We start from the raw sequence: 20,754 nt of genomic DNA on the forward strand, positions 1-20,754 counted from the left end.
CTTATCGGCTCTGCGGTTCTTTGGCCGAGCCGGGCAATTGCGCGCCGGAAAGCTGCGCGTAGAGCCGGGCGAGCGAGGAATCGTCGTCACGGCCCATGCCGGCGCCGGCGGCCGCCAGGTACATCTGCAGGGCCGCTGCCGCGAGCGGTGCCGGATAACGCTCGGAACGGGCCATATCCTGGACGATGCCGAGATCCTTGACGAAGATCTCGATGCTGCTGAGCGGCGTATAATCTCCGGCCAGCACGTGGGGCACGCGATTTTCGAACATCCAGGAATTGCCGGCTGAGGCGGTGATGACTTGATAGACCTTGTCGAGGTCGAGGCCCTGCTTGGCGGCAAAGCTTATCGCCTCGCATGCGGCTGCAATGTGCACGCCGGCGAGAAGCTGGTTGATCATCTTGAACGCAGCGCCTGTGCCGGCGGCCTCGCCGAGCTCGTAGACCTTGCCGGCCATGGCATCGAGCGCGGGGCGGGCCGTATCGAAAGCTCGGCCGGAGCCGGAAGCCATGATCGTCAGCTCGCCAAGCGCGGCCTTGGCCGCGCCACCTGAAATCGGCGCGTCGAGATAGTGCAGGCCGAGGGCCTCCGTCCGCCCCGCCAGATCGCGCGCGATGGCTGGATCCATGGTCGCTGACGAGATGAAGACGGCGCCGGGCTTCATCGTATCCGCAGCGCCCTGCGGTCCGAACAGCACGGTCTCGGTCTGCTCGCCGTTGACCACCACGGAGACGACGATGTCGGCGTCCTTGGCGGCGTCGGCGGGGGTCGCCGCGCCCCGTCCGCCTTCGGCGGCGAAGCGGTCCACCGCTGCCGGGGTTATGTCATACCCAATGACGTCAAGACCTGCGCGCTTCATCGACCGGGCCATTCCCAGCCCCATGGAACCGAGCCCGATAACGGCGACGCTGACGGCAAGGCTTGAGTGTTCAGCAGACGGTGTCATGAGAATGTCCTTCAGGCTCATTTTGGCAGCGCTGCCATTCTTTTTAAATCAATCGTGGCGGATTGCCAACGGGAAATTGGCAGCGCTGCCAAAAATGACTTGCTTCTTGTCCGAAGTGGTGAAAAATGACAGTGGCAGCCTTGGCGCCCCAACAACTGGTGCGCGCCTCAAAGCCTCCTAGCGCCGGATCCGAAATTGACATGGAACTCAAACATCAGGCGACGGTCACCATTGCAGAAGTCGCGGAGGCGGCTGGAGTCGGGGAAAGCACGGTGTCGCGCGTTCTGCGCAACCATGGTTCGTTTTCAGGCAAGACGCGCGAGCGGGTGATGGCTGCCGTTGAACGGCTAGGCTATGTGCCGAATCGGATTGCCGGAACGCTCGCGTCCACCACCTCACGCCTTGTCGCCTTCGTCATTCCCTCGCTGTCCAACATCGTCTTTGCCGACGTTCTACGCGGTGCCAGCGCTGTTCTGGAGGAAAACCGCTATCAGGCGGTTTTTTCGGTGACCGACTATGATCCGGGCAAGGAGCAAGCACTCGCCGCCGCGATGCTAGCCTGGCGGCCTGCGGCGGTGATGCTAGCAGGATACGAGCATACTGACGGCACGGCGAAGATGCTGCGCGCCAGCGGATGCCGGGTCGTGGAACTGCTGGATCTGGACGGCGATGGCCTTGATATCGCGGTCGGCTTCTCGAACCGCGCGGCCGGACGCGAGAGCGCTGCCTTCCTGCTCGAGCGGGGTTATCGCCGGATCGGCTATGTCGGTCACGACCTGAAGCGTGACACCCGCGCCGGCAAGCGCTTTTCCAGTTTTTGCGAAACGCTCGATTCCGCCGGCGCCCCCCTGGTCGCCCAGGAAATTCTTGCCGGCTCATCCTCGGTGGAGAACGGCAGGTTGGCGCTGGAGCGACTGCTTGCACGGGCGACCGATCTCGATGCGGTCTATTTTTCCAACGACGACATGGCGCTCGGCGGTTATTTTCATTGTCTCGCCCAGGGGATCGCGATCCCGTCGCAGCTCGCCATTTTTGGCTATAACGGCCTCGATATCGGGCGGGCGATACCGCAGCCGCTGTCGACCATCCGGACGCCGCGCGTGGCGACGGGTGAGATAGCCGCGCAGTTGATCGTCGCCAACGCGCCGCCCCAGGCCGTCGATCTCGGCTTTGAACTGATCGAGGGGGCAACTGCCTGATATTGGAGGAAGTGTCATGTCCGACGCGCGCCAGCGTGAAGAAATCTGCCGATACGGCCGCTCGCTGTTCGAGCGCGGGCTGACGCCCGGTTCGTCGGGCAACATATCGTTGCGGCTGGAGGACGGCGGCTGGCTGGTCACGCCGACCAACGCCTCGCTCGGTTTTCTCGATCCGGCGCGTATTTCAAGGCTCGATGCCGAAGGCCGGCTGCTCTCCGGCGACAAGCCGACCAAGGAAATCCCGCTGCACTCAGCCCTCTACGATACGCGCGGCAGCGCTCGCGCCATCGTCCATCTTCATTCCACCCATGCGGTGGCGCTGACCATGCTGCCGGAGGTCGATCCGCGCTCCGCCTTGCCGCCGATGACACCATATTATCTGATGCGCGCCGGCGAAACGGCGCTGGTGCCCTATTATCGCCCCGGCGATCCGGCGGTGGCCGATGCGATCCGCGGGCTGGCCGGCAAATATTCGTCGGTGCTTCTGGCCAATCATGGACCCGTCGTTGCCGGTGACAGTCTGGAGGCGGCGGTCTTTGCAACCGAGGAACTGGAGGAAACGGCGAAGCTCTATCTGCTGCTGCGCAACCTCAATCCCCGCTTCCTCAGCCCGGATCAGGTGGCCGATCTCGTCAAGACGTTCGGCCTCGATCTTCCCTCGCATCATCACCACGACCACGATTGAACCCGTCCTCGCTTCGTGGACCGTCGAGCTTGGCGGCATGATCCGTCTGCAGGAGCGCGCAACCTTCTGCCAAACCCCGCTTTCGATACGATAGATTCTGCTTCCGATGCCGCCGATTCAGGCAAGCGATGGGCAAAGCGGTGCCTATGATGGTGAACACGTTCCCAGTTCCGATCGTTCGAGGATATGCAGATGACCACGTTCCGTCCGAAATACATCACCTTCGATTGCTACGGCACGCTGACCAACTTCCAGATGGCGGAAGCAGCGCGCGACCTTTACGGCGACCAACTCGACGAGCCGCGTATGGCGGAGTTCATCAAGAATTTCGCCGCCTATCGACTTGATGAGATCATGGGCGCCTGGAAGCCCTATGCCGAGGTGGTTCACAATTCGCTCGAGCGGACATGCAAGCGCAACGGCGTGACCTTTCGCGACGAAGCCGCGCAAATGGTCTACGAGCGTGTTCCGACCTGGGGGCCGCATCGCGACGTACCTGAGGGCCTTGCCAGGGTTGCCAAGGAAATTCCCTTGGTCATCCTGTCCAACGCCATGAACGCCCAGATCATGTCGAATGTCGAAAAGCTCGGGGCGCCCTTCCACGCGGTCTATACCGCTGAGCAGGCCAATGCTTACAAGCCGCGTTTCCAGGCTTTCGAATACATGTTCGACATGCTGGGCTGCGGGCCGGAGGACGTGCTGCATTGCTCGTCCTCCTTCCGCTACGATCTGATGTCGGCGCATGATCTCGGCATCAAGAACAAGGTCTGGGTCAATCGCGGCCATGAGCCGGCCAACCCCTATTACGGTTATGTCGAAATCCCGCATATTTCTGGCCTCCCAGGCGTCGTTGGGCTCTGACGGAGACAAGCGGATGCAGTTCCAATCCTACTGGCACGCCACGGCCCCTCCTTTTGCGGAGGCGGCCAAAGGTCCTGTCGAAGGACATTATGACGTGGCCGTCATCGGCGCCGGTTTCACCGGGCTCGCCGCGGCGCGCCAGCTCGCAAAGACTGGCGTCAAGGTCGTCGTGCTGGAAGCCGAACGCGTCGGCTGGGGAGCGTCGGGACGTAATGGCGGCCATCTAAACAACGGACTTGCGCATAGCTTCCTGGCCGCCAAAAGCGCACTGGGGACGGAGCGCGCCGTTGCCCTCTATCGGGCGTTCGACGATTCCATCGATATGATCGAAGCAATTATCGCCGAGGAGGGCATCGACTGCAGTTTCCGTCGCGCCGGAAAGCTGAAGCTTGCCTCCAAGCCGCAGCACTTCGAGGCCATTGCCCGCAATTTCGAAGCTGTGCACAGAGAAGTCGATCCGGACACGGCGCTTCTGACGGCAAATGAGCTGAAGAGCGAGGTCGGATCGCCTTTCCACGGCGCGATGCTCTCGAAGAAGAGCGCGATGATGCATATGGGCCGCTATGTCGTCGGACTTGCGACCGCAGCCGCCCGCCGCGGAGCCACCATCTTCGAACAGGCTGCGGTGACGGCTCACAGGCAGGGTAACGGCCGCCACAGCTTTGAGACCGCGCGGGGCACCGTCACCGCCGACCACGTGCTGGTTGCGACCGGCGCCTACACGCCGTCGCTCTTCGGCTATTTCCGCCGCCGGATCATTTCCGTCGGCAGCTTCCTGATCGCCACCCGTCCGCTGAGCGATGCCGAAATCGCCGCGACGATGCCGGGAAATCGGACCTGCGTCACGTCGATGAACATCGGCAACTATTTCCGGCTGTCGCCGGACAAGCGGCTGATCTTCGGCGGTCGCGCCCGCTTTTCCGCCACGTCGGATCAACGATCGGACGCAAAGAGCGGCGATATTCTGCGTGCCAGTCTCGCCGAGATCTTCCCGCAGCTCGCCGGTGTCGAAGTCGATTATTGCTGGGGCGGTCTCGTCGATATGACCAAGGACCGCTATCCGCGTGCCGGCTATCTCGACGGCGTGTGGTACGCCATGGGCTATTCCGGCCACGGCGCCCAGCTTTCCACCCACCTCGGCATGATCATGGCCGACGCCATCATGGGCAAGGCGGACCGCAATCCGGTAAAAGGGCTCGAATGGCCCGCCGTTCCCGGTCATTTCGGCAATCCGTGGTTCCTGCCGATGGTCGGGCTTTATTACAAGACGCTTGATCGCTTCAAGTAAGCGGCGCGCACGAGCGGTTCGATCTTTCCAGAACATAGATGGTGCAGGGGCGCCGGGATGAATTTCCGGCGCCCTTTGTTCTTGCGCGGGTCACGAAAGCCCGCCGATGTGGAAGCTCTTCATTTCCAGATATTCCTCGATGCCGCATTGCGCGCCCTCGCGACCGAGGCCGGATTGCTTGACGCCGCCGAACGGGGCGACCTCGGTGGAAATGGCGCCGGTGTTGAGGCCGATCATGCCGAATTCGAGCGCTTCGCCGACACGCCAGGAGCGTTTCAGGCTCTCGGTGTAAAAGTATGCGGCAAGGCCGAAGGGGGTGGCATTGGCGATGCGGATCGCCTCTTCCTCTGTGTCGAAGCGGAAGAGCGGCGCAACCGGTCCGAATGTCTCTTCGCTGGCGAGCTGCATGTCGGTCGTTGCACCGCCCAGCACCATCGGCGCCGCATATTGATCGCCGGCCGCTACCGAACCCGCCGTGGCGAGGATCTTAGCGCCCTTTTCCACCGCATCGTCCACATGGCGCTTGATTTTCTCGATCGCCGCCTTGTTGATCATCGGCCCGATATCCGTGCCGGCATCGGTACCAGCCCCGACCTTCATGGCCGCGACCCGCGCGCCAAGCTTGGCGGCAAAGGCCTCGTAGACGCCGGACTGGACGAGAAGGCGGTTGGCGCAAACGCAGGTCTGGCCGCCATTGCGGAATTTCGAGGCGATAGCGCCTTCCACGGCAAGATCGAGATCGGCATCGTCGAAAACGATGAGGGGCGCGTTGCCGCCGAGCTCAAGGCTGAGCCGCTTGACGCTGTCGGCCGCGCCGCGCATCAACAGCGAACCGACGCGGGTCGAGCCGGTGAAAGAAATCTTGCGGACGATCTGGTTGGCCATCAGTTCGTCGCCGATGCCGGCCGGCATGCCGGTGACGATATTGATCACGCCTTTGGGGATGCCGGCGCGCTCCGCCAGGACGCCCAGCGCCAACGCCGAAAATGGAGTCAAATCCGATGGCTTGATGACAACAGTGCAGCCGGCCGCGAGCGCCGGCCCCACCTTGCGGGTGATCATCGCATTAGGAAAATTCCACGGCGTGATGATCGCCGATACGCCGACGGGTTCCTTCAGGACGACGATGCGCCGATCTGCTGTCGGTGAGGGAATGGTCGTTCCGGCGATACGGCGGGCTTCCTCGGAGAACCATTTGATGAACGAAGCGCCGTAGCGGATTTCGCTGCGTGCTTCCGCCAGTGGCTTGCCCTGTTCCCTGGTGAGGATCAGCGCCAGATCCTCGATATTGTCGAGCATCAGATCGTGCCAGGCTTCCAGCAAGGCGGCGCGCTCGGCATGGGTCCTTTTCCGCCACGAGCCAAAGGCTCTTTCCGCCGCCGCGATTGCGGCCCGCGTATCGGCTCCGTCCATATCCGGCACCGTGCCCAGCACATGCTGCGTCGCCGGGTCGGTCACCTCGATCGTGTGGCCGGCTGCAGCCCCGCACCATTCACCGTCGATGAGCCCTTGCTGGCGAAGCAGGCTGCCATCCCTTAATCCGTTCATTTTATCCCCTTTCATCAGAACATTTCATTTCCACAAGTTCGGGCGCGCAGTTTTGCGCGGCATCCGCTAGTCGAGTGCTGAAAACACCGACGCCGTGATCGCGTCGGTTTTGTCCTTGCCGGGAATTGCGCCAATGCCGCGCGCTGTCGTCGCTTCGATGGCGGCCATCACCTTTTCGGCGGCAGCCGTTTCTCCGAGATGCTCCAGCATCATTGCGCCCGACCAGATGGCGGCGATCGGATTGGCGATCCCGAGATGAGCGATATCGGGCGCGGACCCGTGAACGGGTTCGAACATGGATGGCGCCGATCGATCAGGATTGATGTTGGCCGATGCCGCAAAGCCGAGTCCGCCCTGGATGGCGGCGCCGAGATCGGTCAGGATGTCGCCGAACAGGTTGGAGGCGACCACGACATCGAGGCTTTCGGGCGCCATGACCATGCGGGCGGCCATGGCGTCGATATGGTAGCTGGTCACCTCGACGTCAGGATATTCCGCAGCAAGCATCTGGGTAATCTCGTCCCAGAAGACCATCGAATATTTCTGCGCATTGGACTTTGTCACCGAGGCAAGCTTGCCGCGCCGCCGATGCGCCTGCTCGAAGGCGAAACGCAGAATGCGTTCGACGCCCTTGCGGGTGAAAATCGAGGTCTCCACGGCGACTTCGCTGTCGGTGCCCTGGTGGACGCGGCCGCCGGCTCCGGAATATTCCCCCTCGGTATTTTCACGAATACAGAGGATGTCGAAGCCCTCAGACCGCAGCGGCCCCTGCACGCCCGGTAGCAGCCGATGCGGGCGGATATTGGCATATTGCACGAAGGCCTTGCGGATCGGCAGCAGGAGGCCGTGCAGCGACACGGAATCCGGCACTTCACGAGGCCATCCGACGGCGCCAAGCAGGATCGCATCGGAGGATCTCAGCGTCTCGATGCCGTCGGCGGGCATCATGCTGCCGTTTTCCAGATAATAGTCGCAGGACCAGGGGTGGCGGATTGCCTCGAGAGAAAATCCGCTCGATCCGGCTGTCTTCTCGAGCACGGCCCAGGCCGCTTCGGTCACGTCACGGCCGATGCCGTCTCCGGGCAGAAGGGCGATCTTGTAGGTTTTCATCGCAGCTCCTTAAAGGCTGATGAGCACGCTCTTGCTCTTGCGGTTGGCGTGATAGGCTTCGCGGCCGAGATCCTTGCCGATGCCCGACTGTTTGTAGCCGCCGGTCGGCAGGATATGGTCGCGCGAGCGGCCGTAGCGGTTGACCCAGACGGTGCCGGCCTGCAGGCGGCGAGTGAGGCGGATCGCGCGCGAGAGATCGCGGGTGAAGAGGCCGGCGGCCAGCCCATAAGATGGATGGTCGGCCAGCCTCAGCGCCTCCTCCTCATCCTCGAAAGTCTGGATGGTCAGCACCGGTCCAAAGATTTCTTCCAGAACCGCGGGCGATGTTGCCGTCACACCTGACATCAGCGTCGGCGCGTAGAAATAACCTTCGCGGTCGAGCCGGCCGCCGCCCGTGAGGCATTCGGCACCGCCCTCGATCGCGGCGCGGATTATGCCATCCATGCGGGCGATCTGGCGTTCTGAGATGACGGGCGAATAGTCGGTCGTTTCCTCCCAGGTGGGACCGGGACGGATTGCCGCCAACCTCGCGAGAAGTGCGGCTGCGAGCGCTTCCGCCACCTTTGCCTCGACGATGAGGCGGGATCCGCAAACGCAGGCCTGGCCGGCATTGGACAAGATGCTGCCGGCGATGGCGCCTGCGGCGAGTTCGAGATCGGCATCGGCGAAGACCAGCTGCGGGCTCTTGCCGCCGAGTTCCAGCGTCATCGGCTTCACCCCGGTCCGGGCAATATTGGCCATGATCGCCGCGCCGGCCGCGGTCGAGCCGGTGAAGCTGACCTTGGAAATTCCCGGATGTCCGGTGATGGCGGTTCCGGTGGTCGGACCGTCGCCGAGGACGACGTTGACGAGGCCGGCGGGCAGGCCAGCCCGCACCGAAAGTTCGGCAAGGTAGAGCGTCGAAAATGGTGTCATCTCCGATGGCTTCAACACCACCGCATTGCCCGCCGCCAACGCCGGGGCAAGTTTCCACCCTGCCATCGACAATGGAAAATTCCACGGCGTGATCGCGCCGACGACGCCGTAGGGCTCCGTCACGATCATGCCGAAATTTTCGTCGTCGGTCGGGACGAGATCGCTGCCTTCCTTATCGGCGAATTCGGCGAAGAAGCGGATCTGCTCGGCGGTGACGGCGATATCGCCGGCGATGAGCTGGCCGACGGGGCGGGTCGAGGAGAGCGCTTCGAGCTTGGCGAGGGTCTCCGCCTCGGCTTCGATCAGGTCCGCCCAGCGCTGCAGCGTCTTGGTGCGCTCGCGCGGCCGCACGCCGCCCCAGTTGCTGCTGTTCAATGCTTTTCCCGCCGTCTCGACGGCGTGGTCGACAAGGGCCTCGTCGGCAAGCGGGCAGCCCGCATAGGCTTTGCCGTCGGACGGCCGATGCATGTCGATGACGGCTTCGGCCGGAACCAGCTGGCCGCCGATGAAATGTCCTACGGGCAAGGAAATCGTGTTTGGGTCGAAGCTGAGTGTCATCGCATGTCCTCGGAATGGGCTAACACAAGCCTAACCGGGGAAAGCGAGCAGCATGCATCGACCGGAGGTGCCGAGGCGGCGAAAAATTGCGTTTTCGCCGCCGCCTCCAGTCAATTCTACGGCGTCACGTGACGGTCACGTAAATCTTGCGCACCGTCTCGATCGTCTTCCAGACGCCGACGAAGCCAGGTTTCATCACGAAACTGTCGCCGGCCTTGTAGACCACCGGATCGCCGCCTTCGGGCGTGAGTTCGACCAGGCCGGAAAGGATATGGCAGAACTCGAACGTTTCGCCTTTGATCGAACGCGTCTCGCCGGGCGTTGCCTCCCATACGCCGGTATGAACCGTCTCTGCGCGGGCGACGTCCTGCGCCCAGGTCTTGAAGGTGGGACTGCCTGAGATCATGCGCTCGGCAAGGGGGGCGGACTCGCGCGGCGCCTGGGATGGGTTGGTGTCGATCGTCTTGAGCAGGGACATGGCTTTCCTTTCCGGGGTTTACGTTTGAACGGGATGAATCAGTAGCCGCGGCTGCGGTCGATGAGCCCGATCGGATCGAGGCCCGCCCGGTGCCGCTTGATATTGTCGATCACCGCCGCCGCGGCCGTTTCGGCTTGGGTGACGCTGGCAATGTGCGGCGTCAGCAGGATCTGCGGATGGTTCCAGAAGACGTGACCCGCAGGCAGGGGCTCCGGATCGGTGACATCGACGACGGCGCCGGAGAGATGCCCGGTATTGAGGGCATTGACGAGCGCCTGATGATCAAGCTGCGCGCCGCGGCCGACATGGACGAGCGCAGCGCCGGCCGGCAGCCTTGCGAAGAGCTCGGCATTCAGGAAGCCGCGCGTTTCCTCCGTCAGCGGCAGCAGGCAGACGAGAATGTCGGTGGTTGCAAGCAGGGTGTCGAGACCCTCGCTGCCGCTAAGGCAGCGCACGCCGCCGATCGCGCGTGGACTGCGGCTCCAGCCGGAAAGTGGGAAGCCGAAGGGTTGCAGACGTTCGAGCACTGCGCTTCCAAGCATGCCGAGCCCAAGCACGCCAATGCGGCGTTGTGCGGCCTGTACCGGTTTGATCGGCTGCCAGATCCCGCGCCGCTGCTGGTCGAGATAGGCCGGCAGGTCGCGATGGAGCGCAAGGACGGCGAGTGTCGCATATTCCTGCATCATCCTTACGATGCCTTCCTCGACCATCCGCACCACTTTGACCCGCGCAGGCACGGTATCGATGCGGAACTGGTCGATGCCGGCGCCGATCGAGAACAGGATTTCGAGATTGCGATAGCGCGCGAGATCCTCGGGTACGGTCCAGGTGATCAGGTAACGCACAGCCTCCGGTTCGACGGATGCCGGGTCCATGGAAAAGGCGATGTCGGGCAGTTCGCGTGCGAAGGCTTCGGCGAATATGGTCCCGCGCTTCGCGTCGGAATTGAAGAGAAAGGTCATTGCATCGGCTCCTTGATCTCAAGTCAGGCGGTGCAGCGGCGGGCGAGCGCTTCGACCATTGCCTGGCAGGCCAGGAGTTCGCTGCCGTGAATGAACTCGTCCGGCTTGTGGGCCCGGCCGATATCGCCCGGCCCGCAGATGATCGCATCGATGCCGGCGCGCTGGAAAAGGCCGGCTTCGGTGCCGTAGCTGACGGCGGAGAGCGGTTCGATGCCGGTCAGTTCGCCAAGCAGGTGCGCAAGCGGCGCATCGGCGGCAAGCGAAAGTGCCGGATAGGCGCTGAGTTCGCGCCATTCGACCTCGAAGCCGCGATGCGGCAGCGCCTCGGCCGCCGCGCGCAGCGGCGCCAGCAGAATGGCCGGATCGACGCCGGAAATGGCTCTCGCTTCGAACTCGGCCTCGCAGGTATCGGGGATGACGTTGACCGCCTGGCCGCCCTTCAACGTGCCGACCTGAAGAGATGAGTAGGGTGGCTCGAACACATCTTCGAATGGACCGTGTGTCAGCCGCACTGCTTCGGCATTGGCGCAAGCCAGGACGCTGCACATGGCGTGGATCGCGTTCAGTCCCTGGTCCGGGCGGGAGGAATGGCCGGACCGGCCCCTGACCGTCAGTCGGGCGGCGGCCTTGCCCTTGTGGGCGCGGATTGCCCGCATGTTGCTCGGCTCGCCGATGATCGCGCCAAGCGGAGGCCTACAGAGTTCCGGCAGGCGGGCGATCATGTGCGGGGCGCCGCGGCAGCCGGCCTCCTCATCGTAGGAAAAGGCGAGGTGGATGGGCCGGCGGAGCCGCATTGATGCGAGCGTCGGAACGGCAGCAAGAACGGCGGCCAGGAAGCCTTTCATATCGGTAGTGCCGCGGCCGTAGAAGCGATCCGCTTCGGCGCGCAGGCGGAAGGGATCGCTACTCCAGCCGGCCTCGGCGGCCGGAACCACGTCCATATGGCCGGAGAGAATATAACCCGGCACTTCGTTCGGACCGATTGTTGCAAACAGGTTCGAACGGTCACCCTCGGGGCCCAGAAGCTCTACGGCGGCGATGCCGTGACTTTGCAGATAGTGCCGGATCCAGGCGACGATCTCGCCGTTCGGTGTTCCGACGACGGAGGGGAAACCAACGAGCCTTTCCAGAATATCAGTTGCCTGCATGGGCGTCCTCACGGCGGGAAATATCGAGGCGATCGGGCTTTGCGGTCAATGGTGCCGTTGGGCCTATCGCGGCTGGTCAACGACTGTAGAGACCTGCCCTGGCTTTATTTGCCGAAAGTGCGCCGGATTTGGTCGATTGTTGTGTTTGCACGGGCTTCGTCAGTCAATTGTATCGCGCAATCCGTCCTAGTCTTGACGAGGAGTTTCCATGGGTAGCTTTCCCTGGGGCTTGCCCGGGTTGCCGCCGGATGTGGAACTGTCGCCAGGTGCCGCTTTACGGGCCGTGGAAGCCGATGATCTGACGGCGATCGCCGCTTTGGATCGAATGGCCTTCGGCAAGGATCGCACGCTGCTTCTTGCCGGCTCCTTAAAAATTCCAAGGGTGCTGCTGATCCGCGCCGGCCGGATCGCGGCCTTCTCTCTTCACGAGTCGAAAACCTATGCGCTCGTCAGCCAGGCGCTCGGGTGAATTAAGCGCCGGGACAGAGGGGCAGCGATGCCAGATCCTGAATGCGTTCGCACTCGGGTCTGAACGAGCGATATTGCCAGGAACCCTCAGCAGTCTCTCGCCGATATACGGTCTCGAGCCAGAACACCGTGTCGTCGATCGGCAGTACGGGATGCCACGCATACCACTGCGACCAGATCTTTCCATTGTCGTTGCCTATCATCGCCCTCTCTCCTAAGCGGTCTGCTCCGGCAAATATTCAGAAGAGGAGAATGATATTGCAAAATTATTCTTCTACGAAGATCCTTTTAGGATTAGTCAAAATCGTGCTCCACGACATGAATGAGCACGATCTGTTTGCGGGGGCTCTGCGAGCCGCATGATGGAACGAGAACGACTTTCCCAAAGGCGTCGTCGCCGTCCGCCTGTCGCCCGAGGCCGAGCGGATCCTCAGTTGATCGTGCGCAGCCCGAGATAAGCGCCCAGGCAGATGGCGGAAAGGCTGATGGTGAGCCTGGGTCTGGCGTCGTCGAACATTGCCGCCAGCGAAAGGCAGAGCATCAGGATGACCGATTTCGCCCAAAGATCCTGATCGGAGAGGGTGAAGGCGACTGCCGCCAGAAAGACCGCAGTTGCGACGATCGTGACGGGAGCGGATTTCTCGGCGAGATCGCCGCCAGAAAAATACGGCAGGAGAAAACGCCGCATGCTCAGGCCTGAAGCGACGCTTAGGAGAAGACAGGTGAAGACAAGGTGCAACATGGGTCGTCGACGATCGCTCTGCAGATAGCGTACAGATGCAAACGCCATGCCAGCCGCAATTGCCCGCCACAGAGGCGAGGCCGCGGCGTCTATGGCTATTTCAGCGGCGGCGCGATCCTTTTTTCGGCAGTCGCCGGCTTGTCCACGCGCTGAATAGCGCGCATGCAGCCCGGCAAGCCGGGATGACGAGGCGGAACTGTGCGACGCAGAAACCTGCTTGAGCGGATGCAATCATTTTTATATAGAGAATGATAAATCACCTAAATTCTGAAAAAGAGATTTTCTTTGGACCTTTCCTCGATCGAGATATTTCTCGCCGTCGCCAGCGACCGCAGCGTTACAAAGGCTGCCAAAGCCGTCGGGCGGGTGCCGTCGAACGTGACGACACGTATTCAGCAGTTGGAGGAAGACCTCGGCGCTTCCCTCTTCAGCCGTGACGGCAAGAAGATGACGTTGACGCGGGAGGGCGAGGCGTTTCTCACCTACGCCAACCGGCTTATGGCGCTTGCGCTGGAAGCGCGCCAAGCCGTGCGGCCTCTTGCCCCATCGGGAACATTGCGGGTCGGCACGATGGAGAGCACGGCGGCAAGCCGCCTGCCGGCTGCGCTGACGCAATTCAACCGGATGTGGCCTGATGTGTCACTGCATCTGACGATGGGCGCGTCGCGCGATCTCGCCCGCGATGTTCTGGCCGACGCACTGGACTGCGCCTTGATCGCCCGGCCGCCGAAGACGATGCGCGAGGATGACCTGGATTTCGATGCCGAACTCAAGGCGCTGGAGATGGAGACTGTCTTCGTCGAAGATCTGTTGATCGTGCTGCCGTCAGGACATCCCGCCATCAAATCCGCTGCCGACCTGCGTGTCGGAGCGCTCGCGGCTTTGGAGCCAGGCTGCACCTATCGCAGGATTGCCGAAAGCTGGGCGCGCAATTCGAGCGCTCTGCCGACGAGCGAGCTCGGCTCCTACCACGCGATCCTGGCGAGCGTTGCGACCGGCAATACCGCGGGTGTCATGCCGAAATCCGTGCTCGACCTCATGCACTGGCCGACCGCTGTCCAGACCCATCAGCTCGGCCCAGTCGAGACGCTGCTGGTTTACCGTAGGGATAACCGCCCCAGCGCCTTCAGCGCCTTCCACGAAGTCCTCAGCGCTAAAAAGGGCAGAGACATCCGGCTGGCGACAAACTAGTTTCTCTGTCTTCCCCTTCGCCCGCCAGACAATCCTCGCTTATAATTGGTCTTCGCATGCAATATCCCATTTCCCCGAAGGCGAGCGGTTTTCGCCGATTCCGCCTGTTTTCGCCCATCCTGGCGGGTGCGACTTTACGAGAACGGTTGATCGCCTGTTTCGGCGCGTTGCTGGGCATCGGTCTCACCGGCGTCATCAGCGGCTATCTGTTCGGCCAGGGACCGCATCTACCCTTGATCGTGGCGCCGATGGGCGCCTCGGCGGTGCTGCTTTTTGCGGTGCCGGCAAGCCCGCTGGCGCAGCCATGGTCGATTATCGGCGGCAATACCATTTCCGCCATGATGGGCATCATTGCCGCATTTTTCATTCGCGACCCGATCATCGCAACCGGCGTCGGAGTTTCACTGGCAATCGGCGCGATGTCGTTCACGCGCTCGCTCCATCCGCCGGGAGGGGCTGCGGCGCTGACCGCGGTGCTCGGCGGTCCGGTCGTTGCCGGCTGGGGCTTCCTCTTTCCCTTCGTGCCCGTCGCCTTGAACTCCTGCATTCTCGTTGCACTTGGCCTGCTGTTCCACAAGCTTTCCAGGCGGAATTATCCGCATGTCGTGCCCAAGCCGGCGGAGAATACCCATCAGACGGTCGACCCGCCATCTGCCGTGCGGGTGGGCTTTCGCGAGGAGGATGTCGACGCCGCCCTCGAAGCGCTCGATGAAACCTTCGATATCGATCGGGCAGATCTCGGCCGGCTGCTGCAGCAGGTCGAGCTGCAGGCGGCCATTCGCTCGAACGACAAGATCAGCTGTGCCGATATCATGTCGCGTGACGTCATTGCCATCGGCGACATGTCGGAACCGGATGCTGCCCGGCATCTTCTGCTGAAGCACAACATCCGCACCTTGCCGGTGAAGGATCCGGAGGGTCGCCTTATCGGCACCGTCGGCCTGCGGGAATTGTTTACGAGCGGCGATACAATTGCGCATGCAATCTCGAAGCCGGCGGTGGCGAGGCCATCGGATGCTGCTCTGTCGCTGCTGCCCGTTTTGACGGATGGGCGTACACATGCGGTCATCGTTGTCGATGATGACCACCGGATCCTCGGCCTGATATCGCAGACCGATCTGCTGAGCGCCGTCGCGCGGCTGCTGCCGAACGATAGCACCGCGATCGCGGCCGTGGCGTGAGTCACGAAGCGGCTCGGCTATCGCCGGCCGGTCTTTGCTTCACAGGCGACATGCCTTCGTCGTCAGCCCCGTGGAGCTGTCGTGTGTGACTGTGGGATTTCGGCCTTTTCCGACACTATCCCGGCGATGACTTCGAGCGGATGCGGCATCCGCCTGCCGTCGATTTCCTTCACCTGGGAGCGGCATGAATATCCTGTCGCCATGAGGATATCGGAGTCGCCAGCCGCGTCGAGCTCCGGCTTCCAGCTCAGCGCATAAAGGCGCTCCGCGAGCGGCCGGTTGCGGGCCTCGTGTCCGAAGGTGCCGGCCATGCCGCAGCAACCGGTTTGCGCCGCCTGAAGATCGACGCCGAGGCTGTCGAACACTTTTTGCCATTGTGCGACGGAGGCCGGCGCATTGGTGCGTTCGGTGCAATGGGCCATCAATCGGAAGCTACTGCCCTTGATGGCAGAAGGCGAAGCGGTCAGCCGGTCGAGGTTGGCGGCGAGCCATTCCTGTGGGAGCAGCACCGTCGCCTTCAGCAATCCCTTGTATTCGCTGCGGAAGGCGAGCGTCATGGACGGATCGAGTCCGACGAGTGCCACGCCCGTTTCATCCAGTCGCTGGAGGTAGCGCGCTGTCCGCTTGGCCGCAGCCTCGAAGCGTCCGAGATAGCCATGAACATGCAGGGCTTTGCCATTGACGTGGGACGCCGCAAGAAGCGGCGTCAGTCCCATTTTGCGGGCGAGCCCGATGGCCGCGAGGGCGACATCGGGATCGAAATAGGCGGTAAAGGTGTCGGCGACGAAAACCACGCTCCGCTGCCTCTCCTGCGGCGACAGGGCTTCGATCGAATGGGGCGTCGCAAGCGGTACGCCGAGGCGGGCGGCTTCCCTGGCGAGCGAGATTCGCGGCAGATGCGGCAGGGAGGTTAGTCCGGCGACACGCATCATCGTTCTGCCGGCGCGCGTGCCCACGACCAGGTTATAGGCAGGCCGAATGCGCCGGACGAACGGCAGGGTGGTTTCGATCGCGGCGACCAGCGGGTCCTTCAGCGGACGCAGATAGCGTCCATAATAGAGTTCCAGGAATTTCGAGCGGAAGGCTGGCACGCTGACCTTCACCGGACACTGCCCCGCGCAGGCCTTGCAGGCCAGACACGTGTCCATCGCCGCGCGCACCTCGTGGGAAAAGTCGTTCCGATTTGCCGGGTTCAGCGAATTGAAGGCGCGCCGCGCCAGGCTGGCGAGCGGAATGCTCCGCCGCAGGCGCATCGCCTCCTGGCGGGCATCGATGCCCTCCTCGGCAAGCAGCCTTAGCCATTCCCGCATTAGGGCGGCACGGCCTTTGGGCGAAAAGCGCCGGTCGCGCGTCGCCTTGTAGGAGGGGCACATCGGGCTCGTCTCGTCGAAATCGAAACAGGCGCCGTTGCCGTTGCAATAGGCGGCGTTGTCGAAGGCAGAGCGGATCTCGTTGCCGATGATGCGGTCGGTATCTCCCCGCAGCGGGACTTCGTCGATCTTCGTCAGCGCTCCCGTGGAAGGGGTTGCGATCTTGCCGGGATTGAGCCGATTTTCAGGATCGAAAGCCCTCTTGATTTCCTGCAGGCTGGGATAAAGATCGCCGAAAAACTCCGGCACATATTCCGAACGCACGCCCTTGCCATGTTCGCCCCAGAGCACTCCGCCATATTTGCGGGTCAGCGCCACCACGGCGTCGCTGACCTCTCGAATCAGCCGGACGTGATCAGCGCGGGTGAGGTCCAGTGCCGGCCGCACGTGCAGGACGCCGGCATCGACATGGCCGAACATGCCGTAGGAGAGACCGGCGCCATCGAGAAGCGCGCGGAACTCGCGAATATAGGCCGCCAAATTCTCCGGCGGCACGGCCGTATCCTCGACGAAAGCGACCGGCCTGACCGGCCCTTCCACATTACCGAGCAGGCCCACCGCGCGCTTGCGCATCGACCAGATCGCCTCGACATCGGCATGGCCCCGGGCGATCGTATAACCGGCATGGCGGGCATTCGCGCCCGTGTCGAGCGCGGCGGTCACCTCCGCAAGCTTGCGCTCGAGTTCGTCTTCATTATCGGCCAGCACTTCGGCGATGTTGATGCCATTGGTCGCAATGCTCGGATCGTCGGGAAAGAAGCGGGCAATGCCGGTCCAGACGATATCGCCTTTCGCGAGGCCGAGCACTTTCTCGTCGACCGTTTCCACCGAGGCGACCTTCAGCGCCACGAGATTGCGCGCGTCCTCCAGGGCGGTGTTGAAATCGCCGTAGCGGATGTTGATCAGCGCTGCATGGGCGGGGATCGGCAGAAGGTTGAGTTCTGCTTCGGCGATCATCGCCAGCGTTCCCTCCGAGCCGCTAAGAACGGCATTGAGGTCGAAGCGTCCGTCGTCACGCCTGATATGGGCGAGGTCGTAGCCGGTCATGTAGCGGTTAAGCTTCGGAAAGATCTCGGCGATCCGCTCGTGCTTCTCCCGCGCGATCCGTTCGACCGTCCTGTGGATATCGCCGACGCGGTCCTCGCGCGCGGCAACCCTCGCGTACGCCTCTGCGTCGATCGGGCGCGACCAAAAATCGGACCCGTCCATCAGGACGATACGCAATCCGAGGACGTGGTTGCTGGTCTTGCCGTAGAGGCATGAACCCTGGCCGCAGGCATCGGTGGAGATCATGCCGCCGATGGTGGCGCGGTTGGAGGTGGAAAGTTCGGGCGCGAAGAACAGGCCGTAGGGCTTCAGGGCTCGGTTCAGCTCATCCTTGACGACGCCCGCCTGGACACGCGCGATCCTTCGGACGGGATCGATATCGAGAATGGATTTCATATGGCGCGAACAGTCCACCACGACGCCGGATGTCAGGGATTGACCGTTTGTGCCGGTGCCGCCGCCGCGCGGCGCGATGCTGATCTCCTGGAAGGCCGGTCCCGACAGCACGGTCGCCACGACCTGCAGGTCTTCGACGCTCCTCGGAAAAAGAATGCCGCCCGGAGCGACTTGGTAGATGGAATTGTCGGTTGAAAATACGGTTCGGCTCGCCGCACCGGTCTCGATATCGCCGTCGAACCCCGCCTCGACGAGCCGCTGGAAAAACCCCGCGGCTGGAAGAGGGATGGAATCCCTCGATTGGAGGCGTGGAATCATTTCGAAACCTTCAGAATGCACTCGAGCCTTGTCACTAGCGCATCGGCTCTTAAATCGGAATCGATTTTCCGAAAGGCTATCCGAGGAAATCTCGATCCCGCGTCTGATGGGCAGGCGTCGCTGTGATGGCGATGCCCGATCATGAGTGAAGCTTCAAAGGATCGGAGCGAAATGATCGGCGATGACGTTGGATTGAAGACCGTGAGCTCTTGAATCACCGATAAGACGATGCCCGGATCGCGCTTGTCGACCGCGCCGAATGGTTTGTGCTGAGGCTAAGGAACGCTATGGCCGCCGCACCCGAGGAAGCTCTCGTCAGCGGCGGCCCATATAAATGACCTAAGCGTCTTGCTCTATGGGGTCACCCCGCAGCCGGCGCCTCCTGGCGCGTTTCGAAGAGCCCGCGGGCCGCCTCGACCATCGATTGCAGGTGGTTGGGGTCGCGTACGCCCTGCCGGTAGAGCTCGATGATGATGCTCGCCATTCGTTCGGCTTCGTCGCTGTCCCTTGCCACCCCGTAGTCGGTGCGGAGCTTGTCGAAGACTTGCTGGCAGGTTGCCAGATCGCGGGAGTCCAGCGGCACCTGCGATCGGTTTAGGATCGTTTGAACCATTTTCATTCCCTCGAAAAAGGCCCGCCCGGCAGAGCGTGCGGGCCTATCTGTCATCTGTCAGAAATCCATGCCGGCACCGGGGGGCAATGGCGGAGCGGCATCCTTCTTCGGCTTCTCGGCGACCATGGCTTCCGTCGTCACGAGAAGACCAGCGATGGAGGCCGCGTCCTGAAGGGCGGTGCGAACGACCTTGGCCGGATCGATGACGCCCTGCGCATAAAGGTCGCCATATTCGTCCGTCTGCGCGTTCCAGCCATAGGAGAACTCGCTTTTCTCGCGCAGCTTGCCGACGACCACCGAGCCCTCCGCACCGGCGTTCTCGGCGATCTGGCGAGCCGGCGCCTCGAGTGCGCGGCGAACGATCTCGACGCCGACGCGCTGGTCGGCATTGGCGGTCTGGACTTTTTCAAGCGCCTTGACGGTGCGCAGCAGCGCCACGCCGCCGCCCGGCAGGATGCCTTCCTCGACCGCCGCGCGGGTTGCGTGAAGTGCATCGTCGACGCGGTCCTTCTTTTCCTTCACTTCGACCTCCGTCGAGCCGCCGACGCGGATGACGGCAACGCCGCCGGCGAGCTTGGCAAGACGTTCCTGCAGCTTCTCGCGGTCGTAGTCAGAGGTGGTCTCTTCGATCTGCGCCTTGATCTGGGCAATCCGGCCTTCGATGTCGGACTTGGCGCCCGAACCGTCGACGATCGTGGTGTTCTCCTTCTCGACCGACACTTTCTTGGCGCGGCCGAGCATGTCGAGCGTGACCGATTCGAGCTTGATGCCGAGGTCTTCGGAGATGACAGTGCCGGCAGTGAGCACGGCGATGTCTTCGAGCATCGCCTTGCGGCGGTCGCCGAAGCCAGGGGCCTTGACGGCAGCGATCTTCAGGCCGCCGCGCAGCTTGTTGACGACGAGCGTTGCAAGCGCTTCGCCTTCCACGTCTTCGGCGATGATGAGAAGCGGCTTGCCGGACTGGACGACGGCTTCGAGGATCGGGAGCATCGACTGCAGGTTCGACAGTTTCTTCTCGTGGATCAGGATATAGGGATCCTCGAACTCGACCCGCATCTTGTCGGCATTGGTGACGAAATAGGGGCTGAGATAGCCGCGGTCGAACTGCATGCCTTCGACGACTTCGAGTTCGGTTTCGGCGGTCTTGGCTTCTTCAACCGTGATGACGCCGTCATTGCCGACCTTTTCCATCGCCTCCGCCAGGAAGCGGCCGATCTCGGAATCACCGTTGGCTGAAATAGTGCCGACCTGGGCAATTTCGGAATTGTTGGAGATACTACGGGCGTTGGCCTTCAGTTCCGCGACGATAGCGGTGACGGCGAGATCGATGCCGCGCTTCAGGTCCATCGGGTTCATGCCTGAGGTAACGGCCTTGGCGCCCTCCTTGACGATCGCCTGGGCGAGAACGGTCGCAGTCGTGGTACCGTCGCCGGCGATGTCGCTGGTCTTCGAAGCCACTTCGCGGACCATCTGAGCGCCCATGTTTTCGAACTTGTCTTCAAGTTCGATTTCCTTGGCGACGGAAACGCCGTCCTTGGTGATGCGCGGCGCGCCGAAGGATTTGTCGATCACGACGTTGCGGCCCTTCGGGCCAAGCGTTACCTTCACGGCGTTGGCCAGGATGTCGACGCCGCGCAGCAGCTTCTCACGGGCTTCGACGTTGAATTTGACTTCTTTAGCAGCCATGTCCTCACTCCTTCATAGGCAGCTAGCATTGACCACGTCCTGAG

19 protein-coding genes and 1 pseudogene are annotated in these 20,754 nt (G+C 62.6%); 8 read left to right on the top strand and 12 right to left on the bottom strand.

From position 1 onward, the window contains the following. Position 1: 1 nt before the first annotated feature. Positions 2-946, bottom strand: coding sequence for an L-threonate dehydrogenase (ltnD, locus tag N2597_RS27865; protein WP_183602163.1), 945 nt, complete (start codon positions 944-946; stop codon positions 2-4). Between ltnD and N2597_RS27870 the strand changes: the two genes are divergently transcribed. From N2597_RS27870 to N2597_RS27890, 5 genes are all read left to right on the top strand, one after another. Further along, positions 945-1,127: a hypothetical protein gene (locus N2597_RS27870; protein ID WP_183602161.1), complete on the top strand. Its 183-nt coding sequence runs from the start codon at positions 945-947 to the stop codon at positions 1,125-1,127. The two genes, ltnD and N2597_RS27870, sit on opposite strands and share 2 nt — an antisense overlap. A 19-nt stretch (positions 1,128-1,146) precedes the next feature. Next, complete coding sequence (locus N2597_RS27875) at positions 1,147-2,145, top strand: LacI family DNA-binding transcriptional regulator (protein ID WP_183602159.1); 999 nt, start codon at positions 1,147-1,149, stop codon at positions 2,143-2,145. Positions 2,146-2,161: 16 nt separating this feature from the next. Continuing rightward, a complete protein-coding gene (gene otnC / locus N2597_RS27880) occupies positions 2,162-2,830 on the top strand; it encodes a 3-oxo-tetronate 4-phosphate decarboxylase (protein ID WP_183602157.1) in 669 nt (222 codons plus the stop codon). Positions 2,831-3,022: 192 nt separating this feature from the next. Beyond that, positions 3,023-3,691, top strand: a complete 669-nt coding sequence (locus N2597_RS27885; protein ID WP_040142411.1) for a haloacid dehalogenase type II — start codon at positions 3,023-3,025, stop codon at positions 3,689-3,691. 13 nt (positions 3,692-3,704) lie between these two features. Continuing rightward, a complete protein-coding gene (locus tag N2597_RS27890) occupies positions 3,705-4,979 on the top strand; it encodes an NAD(P)/FAD-dependent oxidoreductase (RefSeq protein WP_183602155.1) in 1,275 nt (424 codons plus the stop codon). A 90-nt stretch (positions 4,980-5,069) separates the two neighbouring features. Here N2597_RS27890 and N2597_RS27895 read toward each other — a convergent pair whose 3' ends face one another. The 6 genes from N2597_RS27895 to argE form a co-directional block, all read right to left on the bottom strand. Beyond that, entirely contained in the window at positions 5,070-6,527 is a 1,458-nt protein-coding gene (locus N2597_RS27895; protein ID WP_183602153.1) for an NAD-dependent succinate-semialdehyde dehydrogenase, read from the bottom strand. Positions 6,528-6,593: 66 nt separating this feature from the next. Beyond that, positions 6,594-7,637, bottom strand: a complete 1,044-nt coding sequence (locus tag N2597_RS27900; RefSeq protein ID WP_183602151.1) for a tartrate dehydrogenase — start codon at positions 7,635-7,637, stop codon at positions 6,594-6,596. A 9-nt stretch (positions 7,638-7,646) separates the two neighbouring features. Then, the gene (locus tag N2597_RS27905; RefSeq protein ID WP_183602149.1) at positions 7,647-9,110 is read right to left on the bottom strand and encodes an aldehyde dehydrogenase family protein; all 1,464 of its coding nucleotides are present in this window, start codon (positions 9,108-9,110) and stop codon (positions 7,647-7,649) included. Between the two features lie 124 nt (positions 9,111-9,234). Beyond that, entirely contained in the window at positions 9,235-9,588 is a 354-nt protein-coding gene (locus tag N2597_RS27910; RefSeq protein ID WP_183602147.1) for a cupin domain-containing protein, read from the bottom strand. Positions 9,589-9,626: 38 nt separating this feature from the next. Continuing rightward, positions 9,627-10,550, bottom strand: coding sequence for a 2-hydroxyacid dehydrogenase (locus N2597_RS27915; protein WP_077989068.1), 924 nt, complete (start codon positions 10,548-10,550; stop codon positions 9,627-9,629). A gap of 23 nt (positions 10,551-10,573) precedes the next feature. Beyond that, positions 10,574-11,698: an acetylornithine deacetylase gene (gene argE, locus N2597_RS27920; RefSeq protein WP_077989069.1), complete on the bottom strand. Its 1,125-nt coding sequence runs from the start codon at positions 11,696-11,698 to the stop codon at positions 10,574-10,576. 238 nt (positions 11,699-11,936) lie between these two features. On the opposite strand from argE, the pseudogene N2597_RS27925 reads away from it, so the two are divergent. Then, positions 11,937-12,122: pseudogene (locus N2597_RS27925) on the top strand (GNAT family N-acetyltransferase); the annotation flags it as partial. Positions 12,123-12,168: 46 nt separating this feature from the next. On the opposite strand, the gene N2597_RS27930 reads toward N2597_RS27925, so the two are convergent. After that, positions 12,169-12,369 (bottom strand): hypothetical protein, encoded by a 201-nt coding sequence (locus N2597_RS27930; RefSeq protein WP_040112258.1) that lies wholly within the window; start codon positions 12,367-12,369, stop codon positions 12,169-12,171. Between the two features lie 227 nt (positions 12,370-12,596). Then, on the bottom strand, positions 12,597-12,908 hold the full coding sequence (locus tag N2597_RS27935) for a hypothetical protein (RefSeq protein ID WP_009986321.1): 312 nt from the start codon (positions 12,906-12,908) through the stop codon (positions 12,597-12,599). 285 nt (positions 12,909-13,193) lie between these two features. Between N2597_RS27935 and N2597_RS27940 the strand changes: the two genes are divergently transcribed. Continuing rightward, positions 13,194-14,099: a LysR substrate-binding domain-containing protein gene (locus N2597_RS27940; protein WP_077989070.1), complete on the top strand. Its 906-nt coding sequence runs from the start codon at positions 13,194-13,196 to the stop codon at positions 14,097-14,099. Positions 14,100-14,155: 56 nt separating this feature from the next. Beyond that, positions 14,156-15,280 carry an HPP family protein gene (locus tag N2597_RS27945; RefSeq protein WP_183602145.1) on the top strand — a complete coding sequence of 375 codons (1,125 nt, stop codon included), beginning with the start codon at positions 14,156-14,158 and terminating at the stop codon, positions 15,278-15,280. 62 nt (positions 15,281-15,342) lie between these two features. Here N2597_RS27945 and ydiJ read toward each other — a convergent pair whose 3' ends face one another. From ydiJ to groL, 3 genes are all read right to left on the bottom strand, one after another. Continuing rightward, positions 15,343-18,411 (bottom strand): D-2-hydroxyglutarate dehydrogenase YdiJ, encoded by a 3,069-nt coding sequence (gene ydiJ / locus N2597_RS27950; RefSeq protein WP_077989071.1) that lies wholly within the window; start codon positions 18,409-18,411, stop codon positions 15,343-15,345. A 361-nt stretch (positions 18,412-18,772) separates the two neighbouring features. Continuing rightward, the gene (locus N2597_RS27955) at positions 18,773-19,024 is read right to left on the bottom strand and encodes a hypothetical protein (protein ID WP_040112253.1); all 252 of its coding nucleotides are present in this window, start codon (positions 19,022-19,024) and stop codon (positions 18,773-18,775) included. Between the two features lie 57 nt (positions 19,025-19,081). Then, complete coding sequence (gene groL, locus N2597_RS27960; protein WP_040141894.1) at positions 19,082-20,710, bottom strand: chaperonin GroEL; 1,629 nt, start codon at positions 20,708-20,710, stop codon at positions 19,082-19,084. Between the last annotated feature and the right edge of the window lie 44 nt (positions 20,711-20,754).

The organism is Rhizobium sophoriradicis (genome assembly GCF_025200795.1).
Taxonomy (GTDB): Bacteria; Pseudomonadota; Alphaproteobacteria; order Rhizobiales; family Rhizobiaceae; genus Rhizobium; species Rhizobium sophoriradicis.

Excerpts from the sequence above, each read along its gene's own strand:
- N2597_RS27890 (WP_183602155.1), top strand. The coding sequence starts at position 3,705 with ATGCAGTTCCAATCCTACTGGCACGCCACGGCCCCTCCTTTTGCGGAG.
- N2597_RS27930 (WP_040112258.1), bottom strand. The coding sequence starts at position 12,369 with ATGATAGGCAACGACAATGGAAAGATCTGGTCGCAGTGGTATGCGTGG.
- N2597_RS27875 (WP_183602159.1), top strand. The coding sequence starts at position 1,147 with ATGGAACTCAAACATCAGGCGACGGTCACCATTGCAGAAGTCGCGGAG.
- groL (WP_040141894.1), bottom strand. The coding sequence starts at position 20,710 with ATGGCTGCTAAAGAAGTCAAATTCAACGTCGAAGCCCGTGAGAAGCTG.
- ydiJ (WP_077989071.1), bottom strand. The coding sequence starts at position 18,411 with ATGATTCCACGCCTCCAATCGAGGGATTCCATCCCTCTTCCAGCCGCG.
- N2597_RS27915 (WP_077989068.1), bottom strand. The coding sequence starts at position 10,550 with ATGACCTTTCTCTTCAATTCCGACGCGAAGCGCGGGACCATATTCGCC.
- N2597_RS27945 (WP_183602145.1), top strand. The coding sequence starts at position 14,156 with ATGCAATATCCCATTTCCCCGAAGGCGAGCGGTTTTCGCCGATTCCGC.
- N2597_RS27870 (WP_183602161.1), top strand. The coding sequence starts at position 945 with ATGAGAATGTCCTTCAGGCTCATTTTGGCAGCGCTGCCATTCTTTTTA.
- N2597_RS27900 (WP_183602151.1), bottom strand. The coding sequence starts at position 7,637 with ATGAAAACCTACAAGATCGCCCTTCTGCCCGGAGACGGCATCGGCCGT.
- N2597_RS27895 (WP_183602153.1), bottom strand. The coding sequence starts at position 6,527 with ATGAACGGATTAAGGGATGGCAGCCTGCTTCGCCAGCAAGGGCTCATC.
- N2597_RS27885 (WP_040142411.1), top strand. The coding sequence starts at position 3,023 with ATGACCACGTTCCGTCCGAAATACATCACCTTCGATTGCTACGGCACG.
- N2597_RS27955 (WP_040112253.1), bottom strand. The coding sequence starts at position 19,024 with ATGGTTCAAACGATCCTAAACCGATCGCAGGTGCCGCTGGACTCCCGC.
- argE (WP_077989069.1), bottom strand. The coding sequence starts at position 11,698 with ATGCAGGCAACTGATATTCTGGAAAGGCTCGTTGGTTTCCCCTCCGTC.
- N2597_RS27905 (WP_183602149.1), bottom strand. The coding sequence starts at position 9,110 with ATGACACTCAGCTTCGACCCAAACACGATTTCCTTGCCCGTAGGACAT.
- N2597_RS27935 (WP_009986321.1), bottom strand. The coding sequence starts at position 12,908 with ATGTTGCACCTTGTCTTCACCTGTCTTCTCCTAAGCGTCGCTTCAGGC.
- ltnD (WP_183602163.1), bottom strand. The coding sequence starts at position 946 with ATGACACCGTCTGCTGAACACTCAAGCCTTGCCGTCAGCGTCGCCGTT.
- N2597_RS27910 (WP_183602147.1), bottom strand. The coding sequence starts at position 9,588 with ATGTCCCTGCTCAAGACGATCGACACCAACCCATCCCAGGCGCCGCGC.
- otnC (WP_183602157.1), top strand. The coding sequence starts at position 2,162 with ATGTCCGACGCGCGCCAGCGTGAAGAAATCTGCCGATACGGCCGCTCG.